Source organism: Streptomyces flavalbus (genome assembly GCF_042674625.1).
GTDB classification, from domain to species: domain Bacteria; phylum Actinomycetota; class Actinomycetes; order Streptomycetales; family Streptomycetaceae; genus Streptomyces; species Streptomyces flavalbus.
Genome location: NZ_JBHTEB010000001.1, coordinates 6,279,074 through 6,301,016, shown reverse-complemented (window position 1 = coordinate 6,301,016; position 21,943 = coordinate 6,279,074). Strand labels below are relative to the sequence as shown.

Annotated in this window: 20 protein-coding genes and 1 pseudogene; 11 read left to right on the top strand and 10 right to left on the bottom strand. The window is 74.4% G+C overall.

Features of this window, described 5'->3' with window-relative positions; translation table 11 throughout:
- The first annotated feature begins 53 nt into the window (after positions 1-53).
- Positions 54-1,004 (top strand): homocysteine S-methyltransferase, encoded by a 951-nt coding sequence (gene mmuM, locus ACFQZ6_RS28225; protein ID WP_381614343.1) that lies wholly within the window; start codon positions 54-56, stop codon positions 1,002-1,004.
- Positions 1,005-1,069: 65 nt separating this feature from the next.
- Positions 1,070-2,293 carry a PH domain-containing protein gene (locus ACFQZ6_RS28220; RefSeq protein ID WP_381614340.1) on the top strand — a complete coding sequence of 408 codons (1,224 nt, stop codon included), beginning with the start codon at positions 1,070-1,072 and terminating at the stop codon, positions 2,291-2,293.
- A 25-nt stretch (positions 2,294-2,318) separates the two neighbouring features.
- On the opposite strand, the gene ACFQZ6_RS28215 is transcribed toward ACFQZ6_RS28220, so the two are convergent.
- The gene (locus ACFQZ6_RS28215) at positions 2,319-3,299 is read right to left on the bottom strand and encodes a helix-turn-helix transcriptional regulator (protein WP_381614337.1); all 981 of its coding nucleotides are present in this window, start codon (positions 3,297-3,299) and stop codon (positions 2,319-2,321) included.
- Between the two features lie 131 nt (positions 3,300-3,430).
- On the opposite strand from ACFQZ6_RS28215, the gene ACFQZ6_RS28210 reads away from it, so the two are divergent.
- Both ACFQZ6_RS28210 and ACFQZ6_RS28205 read left to right on the top strand, forming a co-directional pair.
- Positions 3,431-4,162 (top strand): NIPSNAP family protein, encoded by a 732-nt coding sequence (locus tag ACFQZ6_RS28210; protein ID WP_381614334.1) that lies wholly within the window; start codon positions 3,431-3,433, stop codon positions 4,160-4,162.
- Positions 4,163-4,252: 90 nt separating this feature from the next.
- Complete coding sequence (locus tag ACFQZ6_RS28205) at positions 4,253-4,987, top strand: class I SAM-dependent methyltransferase (RefSeq protein ID WP_381614331.1); 735 nt, start codon at positions 4,253-4,255, stop codon at positions 4,985-4,987.
- On the opposite strand, the gene ACFQZ6_RS28200 is transcribed toward ACFQZ6_RS28205, so the two are convergent.
- Positions 4,984-5,610: a VOC family protein gene (locus tag ACFQZ6_RS28200; protein ID WP_381614329.1), complete on the bottom strand. Its 627-nt coding sequence runs from the start codon at positions 5,608-5,610 to the stop codon at positions 4,984-4,986. The two genes, ACFQZ6_RS28205 and ACFQZ6_RS28200, sit on opposite strands and share 4 nt — an antisense overlap.
- A 62-nt stretch (positions 5,611-5,672) precedes the next feature.
- On the opposite strand from ACFQZ6_RS28200, the gene ACFQZ6_RS28195 reads away from it, so the two are divergent.
- Together ACFQZ6_RS28195 and ACFQZ6_RS28190 are read left to right on the top strand one after the other, a co-directional pair.
- Positions 5,673-6,368, top strand: a complete 696-nt coding sequence (locus ACFQZ6_RS28195; RefSeq protein ID WP_381614326.1) for a hypothetical protein — start codon at positions 5,673-5,675, stop codon at positions 6,366-6,368.
- Between the two features lie 14 nt (positions 6,369-6,382).
- Positions 6,383-7,036 carry a ThuA domain-containing protein gene (locus ACFQZ6_RS28190; protein ID WP_381614323.1) on the top strand — a complete coding sequence of 218 codons (654 nt, stop codon included), beginning with the start codon at positions 6,383-6,385 and terminating at the stop codon, positions 7,034-7,036.
- Positions 7,037-7,116: 80 nt separating this feature from the next.
- Here ACFQZ6_RS28190 and ACFQZ6_RS28185 read toward each other — a convergent pair whose 3' ends face one another.
- Positions 7,117-8,163 carry a LacI family DNA-binding transcriptional regulator gene (locus ACFQZ6_RS28185; RefSeq protein WP_381614320.1) on the bottom strand — a complete coding sequence of 349 codons (1,047 nt, stop codon included), beginning with the start codon at positions 8,161-8,163 and terminating at the stop codon, positions 7,117-7,119.
- A gap of 291 nt (positions 8,164-8,454) precedes the next feature.
- Between ACFQZ6_RS28185 and ACFQZ6_RS28180 the strand changes: the two genes are divergently transcribed.
- Positions 8,455-9,822: a DUF4190 domain-containing protein gene (locus ACFQZ6_RS28180; protein ID WP_381614317.1), complete on the top strand. Its 1,368-nt coding sequence runs from the start codon at positions 8,455-8,457 to the stop codon at positions 9,820-9,822.
- Here the strand turns inward: ACFQZ6_RS28180 and ACFQZ6_RS28175 are convergent.
- Complete coding sequence (locus ACFQZ6_RS28175; protein ID WP_381614314.1) at positions 9,795-10,808, bottom strand: hydroxyacid dehydrogenase; 1,014 nt, start codon at positions 10,806-10,808, stop codon at positions 9,795-9,797. The two genes, ACFQZ6_RS28180 and ACFQZ6_RS28175, sit on opposite strands and share 28 nt — an antisense overlap.
- Positions 10,809-10,980: 172 nt before the next feature.
- Between ACFQZ6_RS28175 and ACFQZ6_RS28170 the strand changes: the two genes are divergently transcribed.
- On the top strand, positions 10,981-12,591 hold the full coding sequence (locus ACFQZ6_RS28170) for a carboxylesterase/lipase family protein (protein WP_381614312.1): 1,611 nt from the start codon (positions 10,981-10,983) through the stop codon (positions 12,589-12,591).
- Between the two features lie 128 nt (positions 12,592-12,719).
- Here the strand turns inward: ACFQZ6_RS28170 and ACFQZ6_RS28165 are convergent, their stop codons facing one another.
- The 3 genes from ACFQZ6_RS28165 to ACFQZ6_RS28155 all read right to left on the bottom strand — a co-directional run bounded on the left by ACFQZ6_RS28165 (position 12,720) and on the right by ACFQZ6_RS28155 (position 15,629).
- The gene (locus ACFQZ6_RS28165) at positions 12,720-13,337 is read right to left on the bottom strand and encodes a hypothetical protein (protein WP_381614310.1); all 618 of its coding nucleotides are present in this window, start codon (positions 13,335-13,337) and stop codon (positions 12,720-12,722) included.
- Positions 13,338-13,383: 46 nt separating this feature from the next.
- Complete coding sequence (locus tag ACFQZ6_RS28160; RefSeq protein ID WP_381614308.1) at positions 13,384-13,986, bottom strand: matrixin family metalloprotease; 603 nt, start codon at positions 13,984-13,986, stop codon at positions 13,384-13,386.
- 203 nt (positions 13,987-14,189) lie between these two features.
- A complete protein-coding gene (locus tag ACFQZ6_RS28155) occupies positions 14,190-15,629 on the bottom strand; it encodes an endo-1,4-beta-xylanase (protein ID WP_381614305.1) in 1,440 nt (479 codons plus the stop codon).
- Positions 15,630-15,926: 297 nt separating this feature from the next.
- Between ACFQZ6_RS28155 and ACFQZ6_RS28150 the strand changes: the two genes are divergently transcribed.
- Positions 15,927-16,325, top strand: a complete 399-nt coding sequence (locus ACFQZ6_RS28150) for a VOC family protein (protein WP_381614303.1) — start codon at positions 15,927-15,929, stop codon at positions 16,323-16,325.
- Here the strand turns inward: ACFQZ6_RS28150 and ACFQZ6_RS28145 are convergent.
- Together ACFQZ6_RS28145 and ACFQZ6_RS28140 are read right to left on the bottom strand one after the other, a co-directional pair.
- Entirely contained in the window at positions 16,311-16,994 is a 684-nt protein-coding gene (locus ACFQZ6_RS28145; RefSeq protein ID WP_381614300.1) for a helix-turn-helix domain-containing protein, read from the bottom strand. The two genes, ACFQZ6_RS28150 and ACFQZ6_RS28145, sit on opposite strands and share 15 nt — an antisense overlap.
- A 10-nt stretch (positions 16,995-17,004) precedes the next feature.
- Positions 17,005-17,943, bottom strand: coding sequence for an AraC family transcriptional regulator (locus tag ACFQZ6_RS28140; RefSeq protein WP_381614298.1), 939 nt, complete (start codon positions 17,941-17,943; stop codon positions 17,005-17,007).
- An 80-nt stretch (positions 17,944-18,023) separates the two neighbouring features.
- Here ACFQZ6_RS28140 and ACFQZ6_RS28135 point away from each other — a divergent pair, with 80 nt between their 5' ends.
- Positions 18,024-18,896 carry an NmrA family transcriptional regulator gene (locus ACFQZ6_RS28135; protein ID WP_381614295.1) on the top strand — a complete coding sequence of 291 codons (873 nt, stop codon included), beginning with the start codon at positions 18,024-18,026 and terminating at the stop codon, positions 18,894-18,896.
- 12 nt (positions 18,897-18,908) lie between these two features.
- Here the strand turns inward: ACFQZ6_RS28135 and ACFQZ6_RS28130 are convergent.
- Positions 18,909-19,963, bottom strand: a pseudogene (locus tag ACFQZ6_RS28130) (YihY/virulence factor BrkB family protein).
- A gap of 306 nt (positions 19,964-20,269) precedes the next feature.
- On the opposite strand from ACFQZ6_RS28130, the gene ACFQZ6_RS28125 reads away from it, so the two are divergent.
- Complete coding sequence (locus ACFQZ6_RS28125; protein WP_381614293.1) at positions 20,270-21,904, top strand: acyl-CoA dehydrogenase family protein; 1,635 nt, start codon at positions 20,270-20,272, stop codon at positions 21,902-21,904.
- Positions 21,905-21,943 lie beyond the last annotated feature (39 nt).

Here is a 21,943-nt window from a genome sequence, read left to right as displayed (position 1 = left end):
TTACGTGGAGGTCAACGGGTCCGGTACGACCGCCTCCGGCTACGGTCGGGGACATGACCGGCGACACCCCCACCGCTCCTCCCCTGGCGGACGCCCTCGCGGCCGGGACGGTCGTGCTCGACGGGGGCATGTCCAGCCAGTTGACGGCGCAGGGCCACGACCTGACCGACGGGCTGTGGTCGGCGCGGCTGCTGCTGACGGAGCCCGAGGCGGTGACGCGGGCACACCTCGCCTACTACGAGGCGGGCGCGGACGTGGCGATCACCGCCAGCTACCAGGCGACGTTCGAGGGCTTCGCCCGGCGCGGCATCGGCCGCGAGCGCGCCGCGGAGCTGCTCACGCTGAGCGTGGCGGCGGCCCGGGAGGCGGCCCGGCGGGCACGGCTGCGGGGTGCCGTCCGCCCGCTGTGGGTGGCGGCGTCGGCGGGCCCCTACGGGGCGATGCTCGCGGACGGCTCCGAGTACCGCGGCCGGTACGGGCTCAGCGTCACCGAGCTGGAGCGCTTCCACCGACCGCGCCTTGAGGTGCTGGCCGCCGCCGCGCCCGACGTGCTGGCACTGGAGACGGTCCCCGACACCGACGAGGCCACGGCCCTCCTGCGCGCGGTACGCGGCCTCGGGGTCCCGGCCTGGCTGTCGTACACCATCGACGGCGACCACACCCGCGCCGGTCAGCCCCTGGAGGACGCCTTCGCACTGGCGGCGGACGCCGACGAGGTCATCGCGGTCGGCGTCAACTGCTGCGCCCCCGACGACGCGGCCCACGCCGTCACCACGGCGTCCCGGCTGACGGGCAAGCCGGTCGTCGTCTACCCCAACAGCGGCGAGACCTGGAACCCCACGACCCACACCTGGCAGGGCCCGACCACCTTCACGCCGGGACGGGTACTGGGGTGGCGGGACGCGGGGGCGCGGTTGATCGGGGGGTGCTGCCGGGTGGGGCCGGGGGCGATCGGGGAGGTGGCGGGGGTGTTGGCGGGGCGGGGGCGGGAGTCGGCAACCTGAGGCGTGCGAAAGCTGCCGCACCCGCCACAAGTGCCCCGTGACCGGCCGGTGGCAGCATCGCCGGTGTGGATGACGTGCGGGAAGTGAGCTGCCGTCCCCGTTACCGCCGGGCGTTGTGGGCGTGGTTCGGGGTGGCTGTGGTGGCGACGGTGGCCGGTGGCGCCGCGGGGCTGGTGTTGGGGGGCCCGGCGCTGCTGGGCGTGGGCGTGGTGCCCGCGGTGGGGGCGGTGGCCGCGCTGCGGGGCGCGACCGTGCGGATGGCCGCCGACGGGCGTGGGGTGCGGGTCTGGGGGCCGGGGCGTCGGCGGCGCGCTGTCGCGTGGAGTGAGGTCGTCGAGGTCGGGGTGCGGCTGCGGGTCGTGCACTCGTCCGGGGGGACCGGGGAGTACCGCAGGGTCGTCCTCGGGCTCCGCAGCGGGCGGAAGTGGGCGCTCCCGCTACCGCGTGGCTGGGAGTCCGTGGACCCGGCCTTCACCGCCGACCTGGCCGCCCTGCGGGCGCTGCACCGGCGGTACGGGAGGCGGGAGTCGGGCCGGGGCGGGCAGTCGGAGCAGGCGCCCGTCGTCACCTCGTACACCGGCGCGGGGCGCGGGTGGGTCGGGGCGGTGCTGCTGAGTCTGCTGTTCCTGGGCGCCGCGGGGCTGTTCGCCTCGTGGATGCCGGACGTGACCGCGAACGAGCGGGCGTGGCGGGCGGCCGTGCCGTGCACCGCCGAGACGCCCGCGGCGGAGCGCCAGGAGTGCCTCCGTGGGATGTCGGCGGTGATCGAGCGGACCGAACCGCACCGTCCGAAGAAGGACAGTTGGCTGTACTTCGTGGACGGTCGGCCGTTGAGCAGGCTCCGGGTCTCGTGGGAGGCGGCCGAGGCGTTCCAGCCCGGCGACCGGGTCCGGCTGACCGTCTGGCGGGAGCAGGTCATGAAGGTGTCCGGGGAGCGTTACGTGTGGCACGAGCACGTCGTCACGTCACGGTCGACGACCGTCGTGATCGCGCTGCTCGTGCTCACCGCGGGCTACCCCGCCGCCGTCGCCCTGACCCGGCTGCGCGGACGGCGGCTCCCCGCCGACGCGGCCCTCCCCTCCACCCTGCCCTTCGCCGCGGCGCTCGCCGCCACCGCCGTCTGGCTGCTGCCGCTCTGCTACCGCCACCCCACGTCCCCGCCCACCTCGCCGGGCGCGCTGGCCTGGGCGGCGGGCGGCGCGGTGGTGACGGTGGTGCTGCTGGTGTGGGCCTGGCGGGTGACCCGGGCCGCGAGGGCCAGGGGCGTACAACTGCGCCCGCTTGCTTGAGCGCACCGGCGCCAGCCCGCGCGGCTCAGTCGGAGCGGGCGTAGATCCGGGCGAGTTCGGCTGCCGTCGCCTCCATGGCCCGGCGCAGTTCGGGGGGTGCGACCGCCTCCACGTCGGGGCCGAGGCGGAGGAGTTCGCCGCAGGCGTGGGGGGTGCTCTCGGTGGGGATGACCGCCTCGACCCAGCCCTCGTCGCCGACCGGGACCGCGGTGGCGTCGACCGCCCGGACGACCTCCGGGGCGGCGTTGTCGGGCAGGCGGCGTCGGCCGCGTGGGGAGAGCCGGACGGTGGCGGTGCCGGTGTAGCGGCGGGCCTGGAAGTCGTCGACGTACGACGCCCAGTGGGCGCGCAGGTCGAAGTCGTCCGGCCGGTCGAAGTGGTCGTCGGTCAGCCGGGCGTCGAGGACCTGCCCGGCCCGGTAGGTCGCCACTCCGCGGTCGGTGGCGGCGACGACGTACCAGACGCCGGACTTGAGCACCAGACCGTAGGGCCGCAGACGGCGGTCGACCTCCCGCGGCTCCCGCCATCTGCGGTACCGCACCTGAACCGTACGGCGGTTGAGCACCGCGTCGACGAGGAGCGGCAGGCACGGTGTCTCCTCCGGCTCCCGGTACCAGCCGGGGGCGTCCACGTGCAGCACCGCCGCGGTGCGCGCCGCCTCCTCCCGCAGCCCGCCCGGCAGCGCCGCCAGCAGCTTCAGCCGCGCCGCCGCCACGTCCGCCGCGAGCCCCAGGTCGGCGGCGGCTCCGGGCAGCCCGGCGAGGAACAGGGCCCGCGCCTCGCCCTCGGTCAGCCCGGTCAGCCGGGTGCGGTAGCCGTCGACCAGCCGGTACCCGCCGCCCGGTCCCGGCTCCGCGTACAACGGCACCCCGGCCTCCTGGAGCCGCCCGAGGTCCCGGTACACGGTCCGCACGGACACCCCGAGTTCGTCGGCGATCCCCCGCGCGGGAACCCGCCCACGGGCTTGCAGCAACAGCAGCAGCGACAGCAGTCGTCCGGCGGACATGTGGCTCATTCTCCTCGGCTTCTCGCCGGTACTTCTCCGCTTCTCGCCGGAAACGCTGACAGGACCTGTCACAGCCGCCGCATAGCGTTCAGGGCCCGAGCCTGAGTCCGAGTCCAGACAGGAGCCCCTCCGTGTCCGAGGTCCACCGTCCCGCCGTGGTCGAACTGCGCCAGTACACCCTGCGTCCCGGGCGGCGTGACGAACTCGTCGCGTTGTTCGACCGGGAGTTCGTCGAGACGCAGGAGGCGGTCGGGATGACCGTGCTGGGGCAGTTCCGGGACCTGGACGCCCCGGACCGGTTCGTCTGGCTGCGTGGCTTCGCGGACATGACGGCACGGCACGCCGCGCTGACCGCCTTCTACGGCGGCCCGGTGTGGGCCGAGCACGGGCCGCGGGCCAACGCCACCATGGTCGACTCCGACGACGTCCTGCTGTTGCGTCCGCTGGGCGCCGACGGCGGACTCGGAGTCTCGCCTGCGGCACGCCCCGGACCCGACGCCGTCGCGCCGGACCGGCTGGTCGCCGTCACCGTGTGGTCGTTCCCGCCGGGACGGTCGTACGGCCCCGCGCTGGTCCGGGACGGCCTCGTGCCCGCCCTGCGCCGGACCGGGCCCGCGCCCCTCGCCGTGCTCGGCACCGAGTCGGCCCGGAACACCTTCCCCAGGCTGCCCGTCCGCACCGGCGAGAACGTCGTCGCCGTCCTCACCTCGTACCCGGACGACCGGGCCCGCCGCCAGCACGCGGCCGACCTGGCGGCGGACGCCCTGGCGCGGGACGACGTCCTGCCCGCCCTGGAGCGGGAGTCGACGGCGGCCCCCCGCACCCTCCGGCTGGCGCCCACCGGCCGCTCGCTGCTGCGCTGAACACAAGATACGGAAGACGGGAGACGGAAGACGGGAGACGGGAGACGGAATGCGGTTGCCCGCCCGGCGCCCGCTGCCTACCGTCGCCCCATGGTTGACGCGATCTTCGGGCATCCGCGGCTGGCGGCCATCTACGACGTCCTCGACGGGGAACGGGACGACCTCGACGCCTACCTCGGCATGGTGGCGGAGTTCGGAGCGCGCCGGGTGCTCGACATCGGGTGCGGAACCGGGGTGTTCGCCCTGTCCCTCGCGGACCGCGGCGTCGAGGTCGTCGGCGTCGAGCCCGCGCGGGCCTCGCTGGACGTGGCGCGGGGCAAGCCGGGCGCGGAGCGGGTGCGGTGGGTGGACGGGAACGTCACGGCGCTGCCGCCGCTGCGGGTCGACCTCGCGACCCTGACGGGCAACGCCGCCCAGGCCATCGTCGACCACGCCCTGTGGCACACCACCCTGCGCGGGGCGCACCGCGCGTTGCGGCCGGGCGGGCGGCTGGTGTTCGAGACCCGGGACCCGGCGCGGCGCGCCTGGGAGGAGTGGAACCGGGAGGCGACGTACCAGGTCACCGCGGTGCCGGGCGGCGGCACCGTGGAGCACTGGATGGACGTGACGGCGGTGAGCGGGCCGCTGGTGTCCTTCCGCTGGACCCTCGCCTTCGACGACGGTGAGGTGATCGTCTCCGACTCCGTGCTGCGCTTCCGTGAACGCGCGGAGGTCGAAGCCGACTTGACCGCGCGGGGCTTCACGGTGGAGGACGTGCGGGGCGCCCCGGACCGGCCCGGGCGGGAGTTGGTGTTCGTGGCCCGCAAAGATGGCGAGGGTGACTAGTCGAACGTCACCGGGCCGCGCGGCGTGTCCAGCGTGTAGGTCATGCCCTCCGCGCCCTCCGTCAGGGGGAGTTCGGTGCCGAGGGCGGTGAGGATGCGGCGGATCTCCTCGACGGCGGGCGTCGTGGCCGCCAGCTTCAGCAGCGGGGTCGTCGGCAGGCCCGTGGCGGTGGGGTGGGCCGAGGTGCCCCAGTCGATGAGGAACGGCACCAGCCCCGAGGGGTGCGCCGAGCCGGTCAGCCGCCAGCTCAGCAGGGTGCCGCCCGGGGTGCGGCGGCTCATCGGGTGCCCGGGGCCGGGGTCGTAGCCGCGGGCGCGGGCGGCGGCGATCGCGGCGTCCAGGTCGGTCGCGCGGACCGCCCAGCTCACGGTGCGCGGGCCGGTCAGCCCGTCCACGCCGAAGGGGCGCGGGCCGTCCGGGTCGGACTGCTCCGGGTCCGGGCCGATGATCTCCAGGTACGCCGTTCCCCCCAGCCCCACCAGGTAGTTACGGGTGCCGAGCCCGACGTGGACGCCCCCCACGGCGGGCGTCACGCCCGTGCGCTCGGTGAAGTCGGCGACGGTGGCGGCCAGGTCGGGGGTCGCGAGGACGAGGTGGTCCAGGGTCGCGGGCATGGTGTTCATCGGCGCGAGGCTATCGCACACCGCCCCGCTGAATGGAACGTTTGTACGGCAAGATGGGCGCCATGTTCCGTGTCCACCGTGCCCAGCGTGCCCGGCGTGCCCCCCGTGCCCACCGCACCCGGCCCCTGCCCCGTACGTCCGTCACGCCGCTCCTGCTGGTGGCCGCCGCGCTGCTCACCGGCTGCGGCGGCGAGTCAGCGGCCGACGAGGGCGACGCGCCGCCCACCGCCGACGCCCGCGAACTCGCGGACCGCGCGGGCGTGTTGGGCATCGCACCGGAGCACGTGTACGTCACCGACGCCCCCGGCTTCACCCTCGCCCGGCAGTCGGTCGGCGTCTTCGGCGACGACGGCTTCTCCGCCGCGTACTTCTCGCGGCGCACCGGCACCCACTTCACGCTCACCGTGGACCGCGGCTCGATGACCGCCGCGAGCTGTCCCGGGCAGCCGGTCGGCGATCAGACCGGCGGCTCGCCGGTGTGCGCGCGGGACGGCGACGGCTGGTACCGCGACGGTCGCTCCCAACACGAGTACGCCCTGCCCATCGACGGCCACGTGATCCGGCTGAGCGCCGCCGCCGACGTCCCGCGCGCCACCCTGCGCGCCGCCGCCGACGCCGTGCACCGGCCCTCCGACGAGGAACTCGACGCCCTCCTGCCGCCCGCGACCGGCGCCCGGCCCACCGCGCCGGTGGAGCGCGGCGACCTGCCCCCGGAAGGCGACGGCGCCCCCCGCAACGACGTGGACGCTGGCGGATGACAGAGTCAGCGGTCATGGCACCCCGACTGCTCGTCTACACCCGTACGACCGACTACCGGCACGACTCCATCCCCGCCGCCGTCGACGCCCTGCGCGCCCTCGGCGCGTTCGACGTCGACCACACCGAGGACCCCGGGCGGCTCGCGGCCCCGCTCGACGGCTACGCCGCCGTCGTCTTCCTCTCCACCAGCGGCGACGTCCTGACCCCGGCCGGGCGGGCCCGGCTCGCCGGGTACGTGGAGTCCGGCGGCGGGTTCGTCGGCGTGCACGCCGCCGCCTGCACCGAGTACGGGTGGCCGTACTACGGCGACCTCCTCGGCGCCCGCTTCGAGCGCCACCCCGACCTCCAGCCGGGCCGGGTCCTGGTCGAGGACCGCGACCACCCGGCGACCCGGCACCTGCCCGCCGTATGGGACTTCACCGACGAGTGGTACGACTTCCGGGACAGCCCGCGCGACCGGGTGCGGGTCCTGCTGAGCGCCGACGAGTCCTCGTACGACGGTGGCGGGATGGGCGCCGACCACCCGCTGGCGTGGTGCCACACCAGGGGCGGGGGCCGCGTCTTCTACACCGCCCTCGGCCACACCGACGAGGCGTACGCCGACCCCGGCTTCCGCGCCCACCTACGGGGCGGGATCGGCTGGGCGGCCGGGCTCGCGGACGACTGAGGCGGGCGCGTGGGGCCGTAGCCGCCCCGGCGGTGACTGGCCCCTTCGGCCCACGCCTCGCCAACCGCCGCGGTCACTCGTCAACCGCGCGGTGGTGCCGTGCTGTTCCGTTCCACCAGGCGCGTCGACAGTTCCGTGCGGGTGCTCTCCGGGGGGTCGCCGTCCATCAGCCGCACCAGGAGGCGGAGCGCGGTCGCGGCCATCTCCGCGAGCGGCTGGCGGACGGTGGTGAGCGGCGGGGCCGCCCAGCGGGCCTCGGGGAGGTCGTCGAAGCCGACCACGCTGATGTCGTCGGGGACCCGCAGCCCGCGTTCGGCCAGCGCCGCGTAGACGCCGAGCGCCATCCGGTCGGAGCAGGCGAAGACGGCGGTCGGCGGCTCGGGCAGGTCGAGCAGTTCGTGCGTACGGCGGCGGGCCTCGGCCTCGTCGAAACCGGCGTGCAGGACGTACTCCGGGTGGTACCCGATCCCCGCCGACGTCAGCGCCGAGCGGTACCCGGCGATCCGCGCCGCGCCGCACGGTGCGCGCCGGGGACCGGCGACGACGGCGACGCGCCGGTGGCCGAGGGCGAGCAGGTGCTCGGTCGCGGTGACGCCGCCCTGCCAGTTCGCCGCGCCCACCGAGACGACGTCCGGCGGAACCTCACGCACCGGGTCGATCATCACGAACGGGATGCGGTGCTGCTCAAGCCACGCGTACTGCGCCTCGGTCAGCTCGGCCAGGTTGAACAGCACGCCCGCCGAACCGCGCAGGGTGAGCTTGTCCAGCCAGCCGCGCTCCGGACGGCCCGGGCGGGCGCGGGCCAGCCCCGCCGACACCACGATGTCCAGCCCGGCGTCGTAGGCCGCCTGTTCCACGCCCCGCAGCACCGCGCCCGACCAGGAGCTGTCCAGCGAGTGCACGACGACGTCGATCAGCCGCGGCGCCCGGGCCGCGTCGAAGCGGGGTCGGCGGACGTAGCCGAGCCGGTCCAGCGCTTCGGTGACCCGGCGCCGGGTCTCGGGGGCGACGTCCTCCCGGCCGTTGACCACCTTGGACGCCGTGGGCACCGACACCCCGGCCTCGCGGGCGACGACCGCCAGCGTCGGCCCCGCGGCCGGTGCGCTCGGACTCCCCGTACGGACCATCGGGAACCACCTCTCCGGCCCGCCCGAGGGCCATCGGGACAGAAAGCGCTTCCTATCGTGATCTCCACCCTAGGCATGAGGGCAACGTCACGGGAAGACAACGGCACGACCGACGACGGCGGGAGGGCGCCGCGGGACGGCGAGACCGGCGGCTTCGGGGCGTCCGCCCCGAATGTCCCCTCGCTTGACACCGCGTCGCGGAAATGACTACAAACCCCGGGCCGCTGCTAACGGCCCCGTACGGGCGGTTCGCTCGCGCCCCCGTGCCGCCGTCCGGAAGGCCCCGCCGCCATGTCGATGCCCCCGCCCCCGCCGCCGCCTCCGCCGCCGCCGTCGGGGGACGGTGGGCAGCCGCCCCGCTACCCGGGCGGGTGGCAGGACGGGGCGTCGCCGGGGGGCTGGCACGACGGACCCCGCGGCGACTGGTACGGCGGACCGCCCAGCGACGCGTACGACGGACCACCCGGCGACGCGTACGGCGGGCCGCCCGGCGCCGGGCCGGACGGCTGGCCCGGGAGCGGTGCCCCCTACTGGCCCCCGCAGACACCCCCGCCCTTCCCCTCGCCACCACCCACGCCCTTCCCCGCGCCACCACCCCCGCCACCCCTGAACCCCTTCGCCGTCGTCGCCCTGGTGACCTCGTTGCTGTGTCTCGCCCCGCTGGCGTTGGTCTTCGGCGTCGTGGCGTTGCGGCAGATACGGCGGCGCGGGGAGCGCGGCAAGGGGCTGGCGGTCGCGGGGCTCTCCGTCTCCGGCGCCGTACTCCTGCTGGCCGCCGTGGTCGTCCCGACGGTGGACTTCCGGGTGTGGACGCCGCCCGCGCGCGACGACCGCGGCGAGGTCACCGGGGCGGGCTGGACCACGCTCGACCAACTGGCGCCCGGCGACTGCTTCACGCCGGGCGACGCGCTGCCCGAGGAGGGCGCCCCGTCGCTGGTCGACACGTCCGTGCGGGTCGTCCCCTGCGACCAGCCGCACCGCGCGGAGGCGTACGCCTCGTTCACCCTGGACGACGAGCGGGCGTTCCCCGGCCGGGAGCGGATCACGGAGACCGCGAGGCCGCGGTGCGCCGAGCTGTACCTGGACTACTCCGTCGACCCGCTCGCCTTCGGACCGCTCCAGACCTACTTCTTCCACCCCGACCCCAGCGGCTGGCGGGACGGCTGGCGCACGGTCCTGTGCTGGGTCACCCGGCCCGGCGGCGCCGACCTGGACTTCTCCGTACGGCGGGCCGCCGCCGACCTCGACCCCGACCAGCGGACGTTCGTCGCCGCGATGGAGCCGCTCAACGCCGCCGCCGTGCTCCAGCCCGTGCGGGGGCCCCGCGACGACCTCGCCGGTGCCACCGCCTGGGCCGGGCGGATGGCCGAGGCGGTGGCCGAGACCGTCGGCCTGCTGAAGGAGGCCGACCTGCCCGGCGCGGAGGAGCCCGCCGCCCTGCTGGCGGCCGAGCTGGAGGCCGGTCTGCCGTACTGGCGGCGGGCGGCCGAGGCGTCCGACGCCGACGCGTTCCTCGGAGAGCTGCGGTCCGCGCGGGAGCACTCCGGGTCGGCGCACCTCTCCCGCGTCCGCGCGCTGCTGGATCTGCCGACGCCCGCGTCCGGGGGCCAGCGGGCCGCCGGTCAGGCGAGTCAGGCGACGCGCGCGAGGTCGTCGTAGCGCACGGCGTGGGCCGGTGGCAGGCCCGCGGCGAGGCGTTCCAGCTCGGAGACGACGGTCCGGCCGAGCCGCTCCAGCTCGTTGCCGAGGGAGCCCGCGATGTGCGGCGTGAGGAAGACGTTGGGGAGCGTGTAGAGGGGCGAGTCGGCGGGCGGCGGCTCGGGGTCGGTGACGTCGAGGACGGCGGCGAGGCGGCCGGAGACCAGTTCGCCGGTGAGGGCGTCGTGGTCGACGAGGGCGCCCCGTGAGGTGTTGATGAGCACCCCGCCGTCCCGGATCAGGGCGAGCCGTCGGCGGTCCAGCATGTGGCGGGTCTCGGGGAGGTCGGGGGCGTGCAGGCTGACGATGTCGCTGCGGCGCAGCAACTCGTCGAGGGGCAGGGGCTCGGCGCCCAGCGCGGCGGCGTCGGCGGCGGTGACGTGGGGGTCGTACAGCAGGGCCTGGAGGTCGTACGGCCGGAGCAGGTCGAGGAGTCGGCGGCCCACCCGGGAGGCGCCGATGACGCCGACACGGCGGCCGAGGTTGCCGGTGGCGGCGGTCTGGGCCGGGGTCGGGTGGGTGTGCGTGGCGCGGAAGCGCTCCCGGTGCGCGAAGGCGTCCTTCCCGGCCAGCAGGATCATGGCGAGGGTGTACTCGGCGACGGGCACGGCGTTGGCGTCCGCCGCGCTGGAGACGCTGACGCCGTGCCGCCACAGCGCCTCGCCGACCAGGGAGCGGACGGAGCCCGCGGCGTGCAGGACGGCGCGCAGCGCGGGTGCGGCGGTGAGCGCGGCGGCGTCGAGGTGCGGGCAGCCCCAGCCGGTGACCAGCACCTCCGCGTCGGCCAGCGCGGCGGCGGCGCGCGGGTCCGCGAGGTCCTGGACGACGAGGCCGGGGTCGATGTCGGCCGTCTGCCGCAGCCGCGCCATCACGGGCTCGGGGAAGAGCAGCGGGAGGTGCACCGGGTCCATGGCGAACACGGCCTTGGGCAGCGGGGTGCGGGGCATGGGGCTCACCGTAGGCGGGCCGACAGGGGGAGGCAACAGAGCCCGACGGGGCGCGGTGGCGGGCGAGGGAACGTCATACGGAGCCGTACCTGGAAATGCGCCGGAATACCTCCGCCCGGTGTGATGCTCTGAGGTGGACGGTGCACGAGCGCGGCGAAGGGCTGGTGGACGGATGACGGCAGACCTGGCGGACCCGCGGCCCACACCGGTGGTCCGCACCCCGTACGGCGCGGTGCGCGGCCGGTACGAGGACGGTGTCGCCGTGTTCCGGGGCATCCCGTACGCCGCCGCCCCGTTCGGGCCGCGCCGCTTCCGGCCGCCCGTGCCGCCGGAGCCCTGGGACGGGGTGCGGGACGCGGGCGCCTTCGGGCCGACGGCGCCGAAACCGCCGTACTCGGAGGCGTTCGACCGGTACCTCTCCGACCCGGTGGTGCCCGGCGACGACTGTCTGAACCTCAACGTGTGGACGCCGGAACCGGGGTCCGGGGCGCGTCTGCCGGTGCTGGTGTGGCTGCACGGCGGCGCGCTGACGCGGGGGTCGTCCGCCGTCCCGGTGTACGACGGGTGGGCGTTCGCGCGGGACGGGGTGGTGCTGGTGTCCGTCAACTACCGGCTGGGCGTGGAGGGTTACGGCCTGTTCCCGGACGCCCCGGCCAACCCGGGGCTGCGCGACCAGCTCGCCGCGCTGACGTGGGTGCACGAGTCGATCGGGGCGTTCGGCGGCGACCCCGGCCGGGTGACGCTCGCCGGGCAGTCGGCGGGGGCGATCAGCGCGGGCGCCCTGCTCGCGGCGCCGCGGGCGCGGGGGCTGGTGCGGCGGGGGGTGCTGCAGAGCGGGCCGCCCGAGGTGTCGGACCGGGACAAGGTGCGGCGGATGGTGCGCCGGATGGCCGCCCGGCTGAAGGTCCCGGCGACCGCCGAGGCGTTCGCGGCCGTCGACCGGGAGCAGTTGCTGCGCGCGCAGGCCGAGGTGGGGCGGCTGAGCGGCCCGGTGCTGGGCGGGCCCGCCTTCGGGATCGTCGTCGACGGCGACCTGGTGCCCTGCGATCCGCTGGAGGCGCTGACGGAGGGCGGGGCGGCGCCGGGCGTCGACCTGCTGATGGGCTGGACGCGCGACGAGTACCGGCTCTGGCTGGTCCCCGGCGGGCTGCTGGAGCGCGTGGACCGGCTCGGCGCGGTCGCGCTCGCCGGTGCCATGGCCCGCTGCCGCTGCGGTCACGAGGTGCCGCGCGGCTACCGCGCCCTGCGGCCGGACGTCGGTACGGCGGAGATCGTCGGCCAGCTCGTCACCGACCACCTGCTGCGGCTGCCGCTGCACCGGCTGGCCGACGGGCGCGCCGACGCCTCGTACGTGTACGAGTTCGCCTGGCCGTCCCTGCTGCCCGGCCTCGGCGCCTGCCACGGCCTGGAGCTCGGGTTCGTCTTCGACACCGGGGAGGCCCCCGAGTCGGCCAAGCTCGCGGGCCGGGGCGCCCCTCATGAGCTGGCCGAGGCGATGCACGGGTCGTGGGTGCGGTTCGTGACGGACGGCGACCCGGGCTGGCGGCGCTGGGACGCGAGCCACCCCGTGCGGGTCTTCGGTGACGGTGAGCCGCACGTCGCCTACGGTCCACGCGACCGTGAACTCGCCCTGTGGACGGCGGACTCCGGGACCACCGCGCCGCCCGCCTCCACCACGGCGACCGCGGCGGCGGTCGCCGACGCCGAGGGCCCGGCCCGCGCCGCGGAACTGCGGGCGGTCGTCCGCCGCCTGCGCCGCACCACCGGCGACCGGGGGCGGTAGCGGCCTTCGCGCGGGAAACCGACGACGGGGCCCTCGGAACGGTCCGTTGGTCCTCACCGACCCCGAACCGCCGAAAGCCCCGTCTGCACGCGCCGGTCACATCCGCCGAGCGGTAGGAGGAAGCCCTCCTACATCACGGAGTCCACGTCGACGGTGTCCTCCCACTTCGGGTTCATGGCCTTTCCGGGCCAGGTGAACTTCTTGGAACCCGCGGGCCCTGCGGGTACGAGCCGGGCCCTGCTGGTGTAGGAGTTCTTCTCGTCCGTGGCGGGGTCGTCCGCCACCACGATGAGGACGCGGTCGCCGACCTTGGCGTGCTCGACGCCGTTGAAGCGGTAGTCGGCCGTCTCCGCCAGTTCCTCTTCGGTCAGCTCACGTCCGAGCTTGTCCTCGAAGTCGGAACGGACTTGTTCGACCGTGACGATTCCTCCGGGCTCCCGCACCTCGACGGTGGTGGCGCCCTTGGGGTTCCGCTGGCGCCCCACCGACACCGTGAGAACCGTCTCGACGATGTTGGCGGGCGGCGTGACGACGGTCCGGGTGGCGGTGACCGTACCGCTGATCACGTTGGAGGTCAGCGGCTGGCGGGCGAACTCGGCGAAGGTGGGAGCCTCGTAGTCGAGGGTGAGGGCGGCTTCGGCGTTCACGATGTGGTCCGCGGCCCCGGGCGCGGACTGCTCCGCGGCCACGGAGGGGGAGCCGTTCGTCTCGGTGGTCCCGCTGGCGCACGCGGAGAGGGAGAGCACGATCCCGACAGCGACGACGCCCGCGGCAATACGGCTGCGACCGTTCCTAGTAAAGGTAGTTGATGCCATTTCGGTCATCTCCAATCGGGGCGTCGACGGTGGTTCCGGACACGTACGTGTACATCAGGGAACTCGAGTTGCTGTTGTGGGCCAGGCCCATCACGTGTCCGACCTCATGCGCGATGATTCCGTCGCGGTGGCCGCTTGAGCCGCAGCGGGACGCGTCCGCCAGCAGGGGGTCGATGGTGACCTTGCCCCAGACCCAGTCGGTATCGGACGCGCTGACCCGCGAGGTGTCGATGTACCAGTAAGTGACCGCACAGTAGGAGTTGCTCGTGGATGACTGGCGGTAGAAGTCCATCCGGCTCTTGCTCTTGTCAAGAGTGCTGACGTACCAGACCTTGGTGTCCGTGGTGTTGTTCCAGTGGTTCACCCCGTTCTCGATGGCGACGGGGTGAGAGTTGGACGCGGTGGAGTCCAGCCAGTAGTACTGGCCGTTGATCCCGTACTTGAGATTGTGACTGTTGTAGGTGTTGTACGCCTGTGCGGGCGTACCGACAGCCATCACCAGCCCCAGGGCGAGGAGCGGGGCGGCCAACACGGAGAAACGTTTCTTCATCCGTAGGGTTTCGCGGATCTTCCGTCTCATTGAAGTATGTGCACCTTTTGCCGTAGACAAGGGTCTTTTATCAGTACTTGACAGGGAAAACGAGTGATTCCCGACTGGGGAGATCAGAGAAGATGATCTTACATTTGGCGAAGACACGTCAACGCCTTAACGCGGCGAGGCGGTGGAGGCACGGGTGCCTCCACCGCCTCGCCGCGGTCCGCCGCTTGGCTACGGCCGTTCCGTCAGGTGCGGGTCCAGCGCTGGTTGCTGCCGCCGTGGCAGGAGTAGAGCTGGATCAGGGTGCCGTTGGCGGTGCCGTTGCCGACGGCGTCGAGGCAGAGGCCGGACTGGACGCCGACGATGGAGCCGTCGGAGTTGAGGCGCCACTTCTGGTTGTCGCCGCCCCAGCAGCTGTAGATCTGGACGCGGGTGCCGTTGGAGGTGCCCCCGGCGTCCAGGCACTTGCTGCCGTACACCTTCAACTCACCGGCGCTGGTCAGCGTCCACTGCTGGTTGCTGCCGGTGTTGCAGTCCCAGAGCTGGACCTGGGTGCCGTCGGAGGTGCTGGCGTTGGGGACGTCGATGCAGCGGCCCGAGCCGACGCCCTTGATCTGCCCGCTGCCCTCGCCGCCGCCGGGGGGCGTGGTGGAGCCGCCGTTGAGCGCGTTGAGGACGGAGGTGTAGGCGGCCTTCTTGCTGCCGTCGTTGTTGAACAGCAGCGGCGTGTCGCCCGAGCGCCAGGAGTCGCTGTCCCGCACGCCCCAGACGGTGATGCCGAGGCAGCGCGAGACGGCCAGGCAGTCGTTGGTCACGTTGGCGTAGGTCGTGGGCGAGGCACCCTGGATGTCCAGCTCGGTGATGGCCACGTCGACGCCGAGGGCGGCGAAGCTCTGGAGCGTGGTGCGGAAGTTGCTGTTGTACGGGCTGCCGCTGTTGAAGTGCGACTGGAAGCCGACGCAGTCGATCGGGACGCCGCGCTGCTTGAAGTCCCGGACCATGTTGTAGACGCCCTGCGTCTTGGCCCAGGTCCAGTTCTCGATGTTGTAGTCGTTGTAGCAGAGCTTGGCGGCCGGGTCGGCGGCGCGGGCGGTGCGGAAGGCGACCTCGATCCAGTCGTTGCCGGTGCGCTGGAGGTTGGAGTCGCGGCGGGCCCCGGAGCTGCCGTCGGCGAACGCCTCGTTCACCACGTCCCACTGGACGATCTTGCCCTTGTAGTGGGCCATCACGCCGTTGATGTGGTCGATCATCGCCTGGCGCAGGCTGCTGCCGCTGAGGTTCGCCATCCAGCTGGGCTGCTGGGAGTGCCAGGCCAGGGTGTGCCCGCGGACCTGCTTGCCGTTCTGCACGGCCCAGTTGTAGATGCGGTCGGCGTTGGTGAAGTTGAACTGGCCACGCTGGGGTTCGGTGGCGTCGATCTTCATCTCGTTCTCGGCCGTCACCATGTTGAACTCACGGTTCGCGATCGACGTGTACGTCGAGTCGCCCAGCCTGCCAGCGGCGATGGCCGTGCCGAAGTAGCGACCGCTCTGCGCGGCGGCGGCACCGAGGGTGGACTCGGCGGCGTGCGCCTTCGGCGGCGCGGCCAGGGAGCCGACGACGGCGAGGGCGCCGACGACCAGCGCCAGCAGCAAACCACGAATCTTTCGATGGATATGAGATCCAGGAAGGGCATACGAGCCCATGGCTGTGCCTCCGAGGTAGGGGTCACGGAATGACGCGGCTGTGCAGGGAACTGCCGTGCAGCACAGGGGTTTTCGGGGCGACACGACATGGAGTCCGTTCGAGGTCTCGAACTCCGGTCGGTCGCCCAGAGATGGATAATTGAGGGATTGACGGTGGCTCGTCAATACTCGGTACAGAGAAAGTTTCTGATTTCTTTCCGAATGTTTCGAAGCGGCTTGTGAATGACCCCGGGACGACGGGTACCGGCGGCCGATTTCTTCAAGACGGGCCCCGCGGGTCGGCCTAGCGTGGACGGCATGAGTACGCGATTCGATTCCGTGGGACTGGTCGTCTCCGACATGGCCGCGTCCGTCGCCTTCTACCGTCACCTCGGCCTTGAGTTCCCCGACGGGGCGGAGGGGCATCCGCACGTGGAGGCCGAACTGGGCGCTGGGGTGCGGCTGTTGCTGGACAGCGAGGAGAGCGTGCGGTCGTTCCACCCGGGGTGGCGGGCGCCCGGCGGCGGCGGGCGGGCATCGCTGGTGCTGCGCTGCGACGGCCCCGGCGAGGTGGACGCCGTGTACGAGCGGCTCGTGGGCGCCGGGTACCACGGCGAGCTGAAGCCCTGGGACGCCTTCTGGGGACAGCGGTACGCCATCGTGCTGGACCCCGACGGCAACGGGGTGGACCTGTTCGCGCCCCTACCCGGCGAGTAGCTCGCCCAGCGGCAGGCCCGCCAACTCCCGTACCTCGCGGGAGAGGTGGGCCTGGTCCGCGAACCCCGCGCGGGTCGCCGTCTCCGCGAACGGGGTGCCCGCGCGGGCCAGCGACAGGGCGCGGCGAAGGCGCAGGACGCGGGCCAGGGTCTTGGGGCCGTAGCCGAACGCGGCCAGGCTGCGCCGGTGCAACTGGCGGGCGCTCAGGTCCAGTTCGGTGGCCGTCGCGGCGACGGGGCGGCCCCCGGCCAGCGCGGCGACGATCCGCGCGGCCAGCGGGTCGGGCGGGGCGCCCTCCGCCGCGAGGCTGAGCGCGGCGTCCTCCAGGGCCGTCGCCAGGTCATCCCCGGCGTTCACCCGGGCCGTGAGCTGGCGGGCCCTCGCGGTCGGCCACAGGTCGGCGAGCGGCACCCGCTGGTCGCGCAGCACGTGCGCGGGGACGCCGAGGTAGGCCGGTGCCGTACCCGGCCGGAACCGGACGCCCGCCCAGCGGGTCGGCGCGCCGCCGGTGAGGTGGGCGCGCGTGTCGGGGCCCGCGACCAGGAGGGTGCCCTCGTGCCAGAGCAGGTCCATGCAGCCGTCGGGCAGCACGCGTCCCGCGCCGGGGCCGGACGGGGTGTTCGTCCAGACGACGGCGCCGGGCAGCCGGGAGCGGCGTTCCGCGTACACGCCAGCCAGGCTACGCCGCCGCCCGCGCGCGGTGTTCCTGCGGGCTGACGCCGTAGACCCGTTTGAAGGCGCCGGAGAGGGCGAAGGCGCTGCCGTAGCCGACCTGGCGGGCGATGGCCTCCAGGGTGGCGTCGGTGTCGCGGAGTAGGTCGGCGGCGCGGGCCAGCCGCCAGTGCGTCAGGTACGTCATCGGGGGTTCGCCCACCAGGTCGTGGAAGCGGCGGGCCAGGGCCGCCCGGGACACCCCGGCCTGCGCGGCCAGCGCGGCCACCGTCCAGGGGTGCGCCGGGTCGTCCTGGAGGAGCCGCAGCACCGGGCCGACCACGGGGTCGGACAGCGCCCGGTACCAGGCGGGCGGGTGGGCGTCGGGGCGGGCGAACCAGGCCCGCAGCGCCGCGATCACCAGCAGGTCCAGGAGGCGGTCCAGGACGACCTCCTGGCCGGGTTCGTCGCGGGTGACCTCGTCGGCGAGGAGCGGCGACAGCGGGCAGTTCCAGCCGTCGGCGGGCAGGGTGAGCAGCGGCGGCAGGGCGTCGAGGAGGCGCCTGCCGACCTCGCCGGGCCACAGGTAGGTGCCGATCAGCAGCGTGGTGGCGCCGTCGGGGCCATCGCCCCAGGTGCGGACGCCCAGGTCCATCGAGCCGTTCAGGGGGCGGCCGTCGGGGTAACTGCACGCACCGCCCGGCAGGATCACCGCCTGGGGCGCGGTCGCCGGGTCGTCGGCGCAGGTGTACGGGTCCGGGCCGCGCGCGATGGCGAGGTCGCCCGCGCGCAGCAGCCGCCGCTCCCCCGCGTCCGGCACGACCCACATCTCGCCGCTCACCACCACCATCACCGACAGCGGGGCGCGGTCCTCGACGCGCACGCTCCACGGCGGGTCGAAGCACGCCCGGATCATGAAGGCGCCACGCGCGCGTGGGCCCTCCAACAGGCCAGCAAGGGCGTCCATGGCGTCAGCGTAGACGCCCGCTTATGGGAACGAGCCGCTCGACGATGGGCGGGCCCGGGGCCCGCCGGTTGACTGACGGCATGACGAAGAACACGGAGAACCAGACAGTCGTACAGGGCAGGACCCTCGTCGTCACCGGGGCCACCGGGCGTACCGGGCGGCGGGTCGCGGAGGCCGCGAGGGCGGCCGGGTGGCGGGTGCGGGCGGCCTCCCGCGCGCGGGGGTTCGACTGGGACGCCCCGGCGACCTGGGCGGCCACCCTGCGCGGCGCCGACGCCGCGTACCTGGCGCACCCGGCGGACGTCGGCGCCCCGGCGGCCACCGAGGCGATGGGCGCGCTCGCGCGGGAGGCGGTCTCGCTGGGGGTGCGGCGGCTGGTGCTGCTGTCGGCGCGCGGCGAGCGGGAGGCGCTGGCCACGGAGGAGGCGGTACGGGCGTCAGGGGCCGTCGTGACCGTCGTACGGGCCGCGTGGTTCGCGCAGAACTTCAGCGAGGGGCCGCTGGCGGAGGAACTGCGGATGAGCGGGGGGCTGGTGTTCCCCGGGGGCGGGGTGCCGGAGCCGTTCGTCGACGTGCGGGACGTCGCGGAGGTGGCGGTCGCCGTGCTGGCGGACGAAGGCGAGGACGGGGACGGCGGCCGGTACGGCGGTGCGGTGGTCGAGGTGTCGGGGCCGCGCCTGCTGACGTTCGGCGAGGCGGTGGCGGAGGTGGCGCGGGCGGCGGGCCGGGAGCTGACGTACCGGGAGGTGCCCGCGCGGGAGTACGGGGAGCGGCTCGCCGGGTTCGGGGTGCCGGAGGCGGAGGCCGCGTTCCTGGTGGGGATCTTCGAGACCCTCCTCGACGGCCGCAACGCCCGCCTCTCGGACGGTTTGCGCCGGGTGCTGGGCCGCGAGCCGCGCGACTTCGCCGCGTTCGCGGCCGAGGCCGCCGGGGCGGGCGCCTGGAAGGCGTGACCCGCCCCGGGGTCACTCGCCCGACCCGTGCTCGCCCTCCCCCTTGTGCGTGCTCTTGGCGTGGGTGCGGAAGCGGGCCGTGACGTCCTCCGGGGGAGGAAGCGCGACCAGCGTTCGGGGAACTCGGACGGCATGTCGGGGTCGTCCGGGTCGTCGGGCTCGGCGGCCTCGCGGGCGGCTGCCGCGCGGGCGACGTACTCGGCGACCTGGGCCTCGCGGACGCGTTCGTTGGCGGCGCGGGCGGCGGCGGTCGCGGCGGCGGGCCACACGCGGTCGATGGCCGCGTTGACGGCGGCGCCGACGAGCACCGCGAACGCGGACACGCCGATCCACAGCAGCACGGCGACGGCGGCGGCGAGGGAGCCGTAGATCGTGGCGCCCTCCACCGTGTTGGTGAGGTAGATGCGCAGCAGGAAGCTGCCGAGCACCCACATGGCGAGGGCGACGAGGGCGCCCGGCACGTCCTCGATCCACGGTGAGCGCACCGGCACGGACACGTGGTACAGGGTGGTGAGGAAGGCGACGGACAGGACGAGGACGACCGGCCAGTACAGGATCTGCACCACGGTCGTCGACCAGGGCAAAATGCGTACGACGGCGTCCGGCCCGGCGACCATCAGCGGCAGCGCGATGGAGCCGATCAGCAGCGCGGCGACGAACAACGCGAACGCCACCAGGCGGGTCTTGACGATGCCGCGCACGCCGTCGAGGCCGTACATGACGGTGATGGTGTCGATGAAGACGTTCACCGCGCGGGAGCCCGACCACAGGGCGAACAGGAAGCCGATGGAGATGACGTCGGGCCGTCCGCCCTGCATCACGTCGTCGAGGATGGGCTGCGCGATCTGCCGGACGCCCTTGTCGGACAGGACGGTCCTGGACGCCTCCAGGAGGTTGCTCTCCAGGCTGCTGATGCTGTCGGTGCCGGTCCAGTCGTCGACGTAGCCGAGCAGGCCGATCAGGCTGAGCAGCAGCGGCGGCACGGACAGCAGGGTGAAGAACGCGGCCTCGGCGGCCAGGCCGAGGATGCGGTACTCGATGCAGGAGTTGACGGTGTCCTTCAGCAGCAGCCAGGCGGTGCGCCGCTTGGAGACGTTCCGGTAGAGCGCGCGGGCGCGGTGGAGACGCCCCGCGGGGTGCCCGGTGAGGGCGGTCGCTCCCCCGGTGGGGGCGGCGGGGCGGTCGACGGGCCCCGTGGGCCGCCCGGGGGGTCCGGCGGGCCGCTCAGGGGGTTGTTCTCTTGCTGGCTGCACGACCCAAAGGTATCCGCCGCGCGGGCCCCCACTCACCCCTCACCCCCGCCGGACCGGCGAGAACGGCGGACGGCCCGCCCCGTGGGTGCCTTCCGCGTGCCTCGGGGTAGGTTGCGGAACATGGCACGCACCACCCACACCGTGACCAACCAGCCCCCACCGCTCGTCGGGTACGACGTCTACAGCGCCGACCGGGCGCTGGTGGCGGCGGTGGAACGGCACGTCGACCCGGCCGCGCTGGACGAGGCGCGCGCCGAGCTGGCCGCCCTCGGGCGGACCTCCGGGTCGGCGCAGGTGCAGGAGTGGGGGGTGCTGGCGAACGCGAACCCGCCGGAGCTGCGCACCCACGACCGGTACGGCGAGCGGATCGACGAGGTCGAGTTCCACCCGTCCTGGCACCGGCTGCTCGGCAAGGGCGTCTCGGCGGGGCTGACGTCCGCCTGGGCGCGTCCCGGGGGGCATGTGCGGCGGGCGGCGGCGTTCGTGGTGTGGACGCAGGTCGAGGCGGGCAACGGCTGCCCCCTGTCGATGACCCACGCGGCGGTGCCCGCGCTGCGCGCCGACCCGGAGCTGGCCGCCGAGTGGGAGCCGCGGCTGACGTCCACGGTGTACGACCGTGGGCTGCGGCCCGCCCACCTGAAGGCGGGGGCGCTGTTCGGGATGGGCATGACGGAGAAGCAGGGCGGCAGCGACGTCCGCGCCAACACGACGGCCGCGCGGCCCCTCGCCGAGGACGGCGCCTATGAGCTGACCGGGCACAAGTGGTTCTGCTCGGCGCCGATGTCGGACGGGTTCCTGGTGCTGGCGCGGGCGCCGGAGGGCATCACCTGCTTCCTGGTGCCGCGGGTGCTGCCGGACGGCTCCCGCAACACGTTCCTGATCCAGCGGCTCAAGGAAAAGCTGGGCAACCGGTCCAACGCCTCCGCCGAGGTCGAGTTCGACGGGACCTGGGCGCGCCGGGTGGGCGCGGAGGGGCGCGGGGTGCGGACCATCATCGGGATGGTCGCGGCGACCCGCCTCGACTGCGTGCTGGGCTCGGCGGGGCTGATGCGGCAGGCCGTGGCGCAGGCGGTGCACCACTGCTCGTACCGGGAGGCGTTCGGCGGGAGGCTGGCCGACAAGCCGCTGATGCGCAACGTGCTGGCCGACCTGGCGCTGGAGTCGGAGGCGGCGACCACGCTGGCGCTGCGGCTGGCGGCGGCGTACGACGGCGGCACCGAGCAGGACCGGGCGCTGCTCAGGCTGGCGGTCCCGGCCGCGAAGTACTGGGTGACCAAGCGGTGCGCGCCGGTCGCGGTGGAGGCCGCGGAGTGCCTGGGCGGCAACGGGTACGTCGAGGAGTCGGGGCTGCCGCGGCTGGTGCGGGAGTCGCCGCTGAACTCGGTGTGGGAGGGCGCGGGCAACATCCAGGCGCTGGACGTCCTGCGGGCGCTCCAGCGGGAGCCGGAGGCGCTGGACGCGTGCCTTGGGGAGATCGGTCTCGCGCGGGGCGCGGACCACCGGCTGGACGCGGCGATCAAGAACCTGCTGACCGAACTCGCCGATCTTGAGGGCGTGGAGGCGCGGGCGCGGCGGCTGGTGGAGCGGCTGGCGCTGGTGCTCCAGGGGTCGCTGCTGGTGCGGTTCGCGCCGCCGGAGGTCGCCGACGCGTTCTGCGCCTCGCGGCTGGGCGGCGACTGGGGCGCGTCGTTCGGGACGCTGCCGCACACGCTGGACCTGGCGGCGCTGGTGGAGCGGGCGCGCCCGGTGGCGTGAACCGTGCCGTGGGCGGCGCGCGGGGGTGGTGCTGCGCCG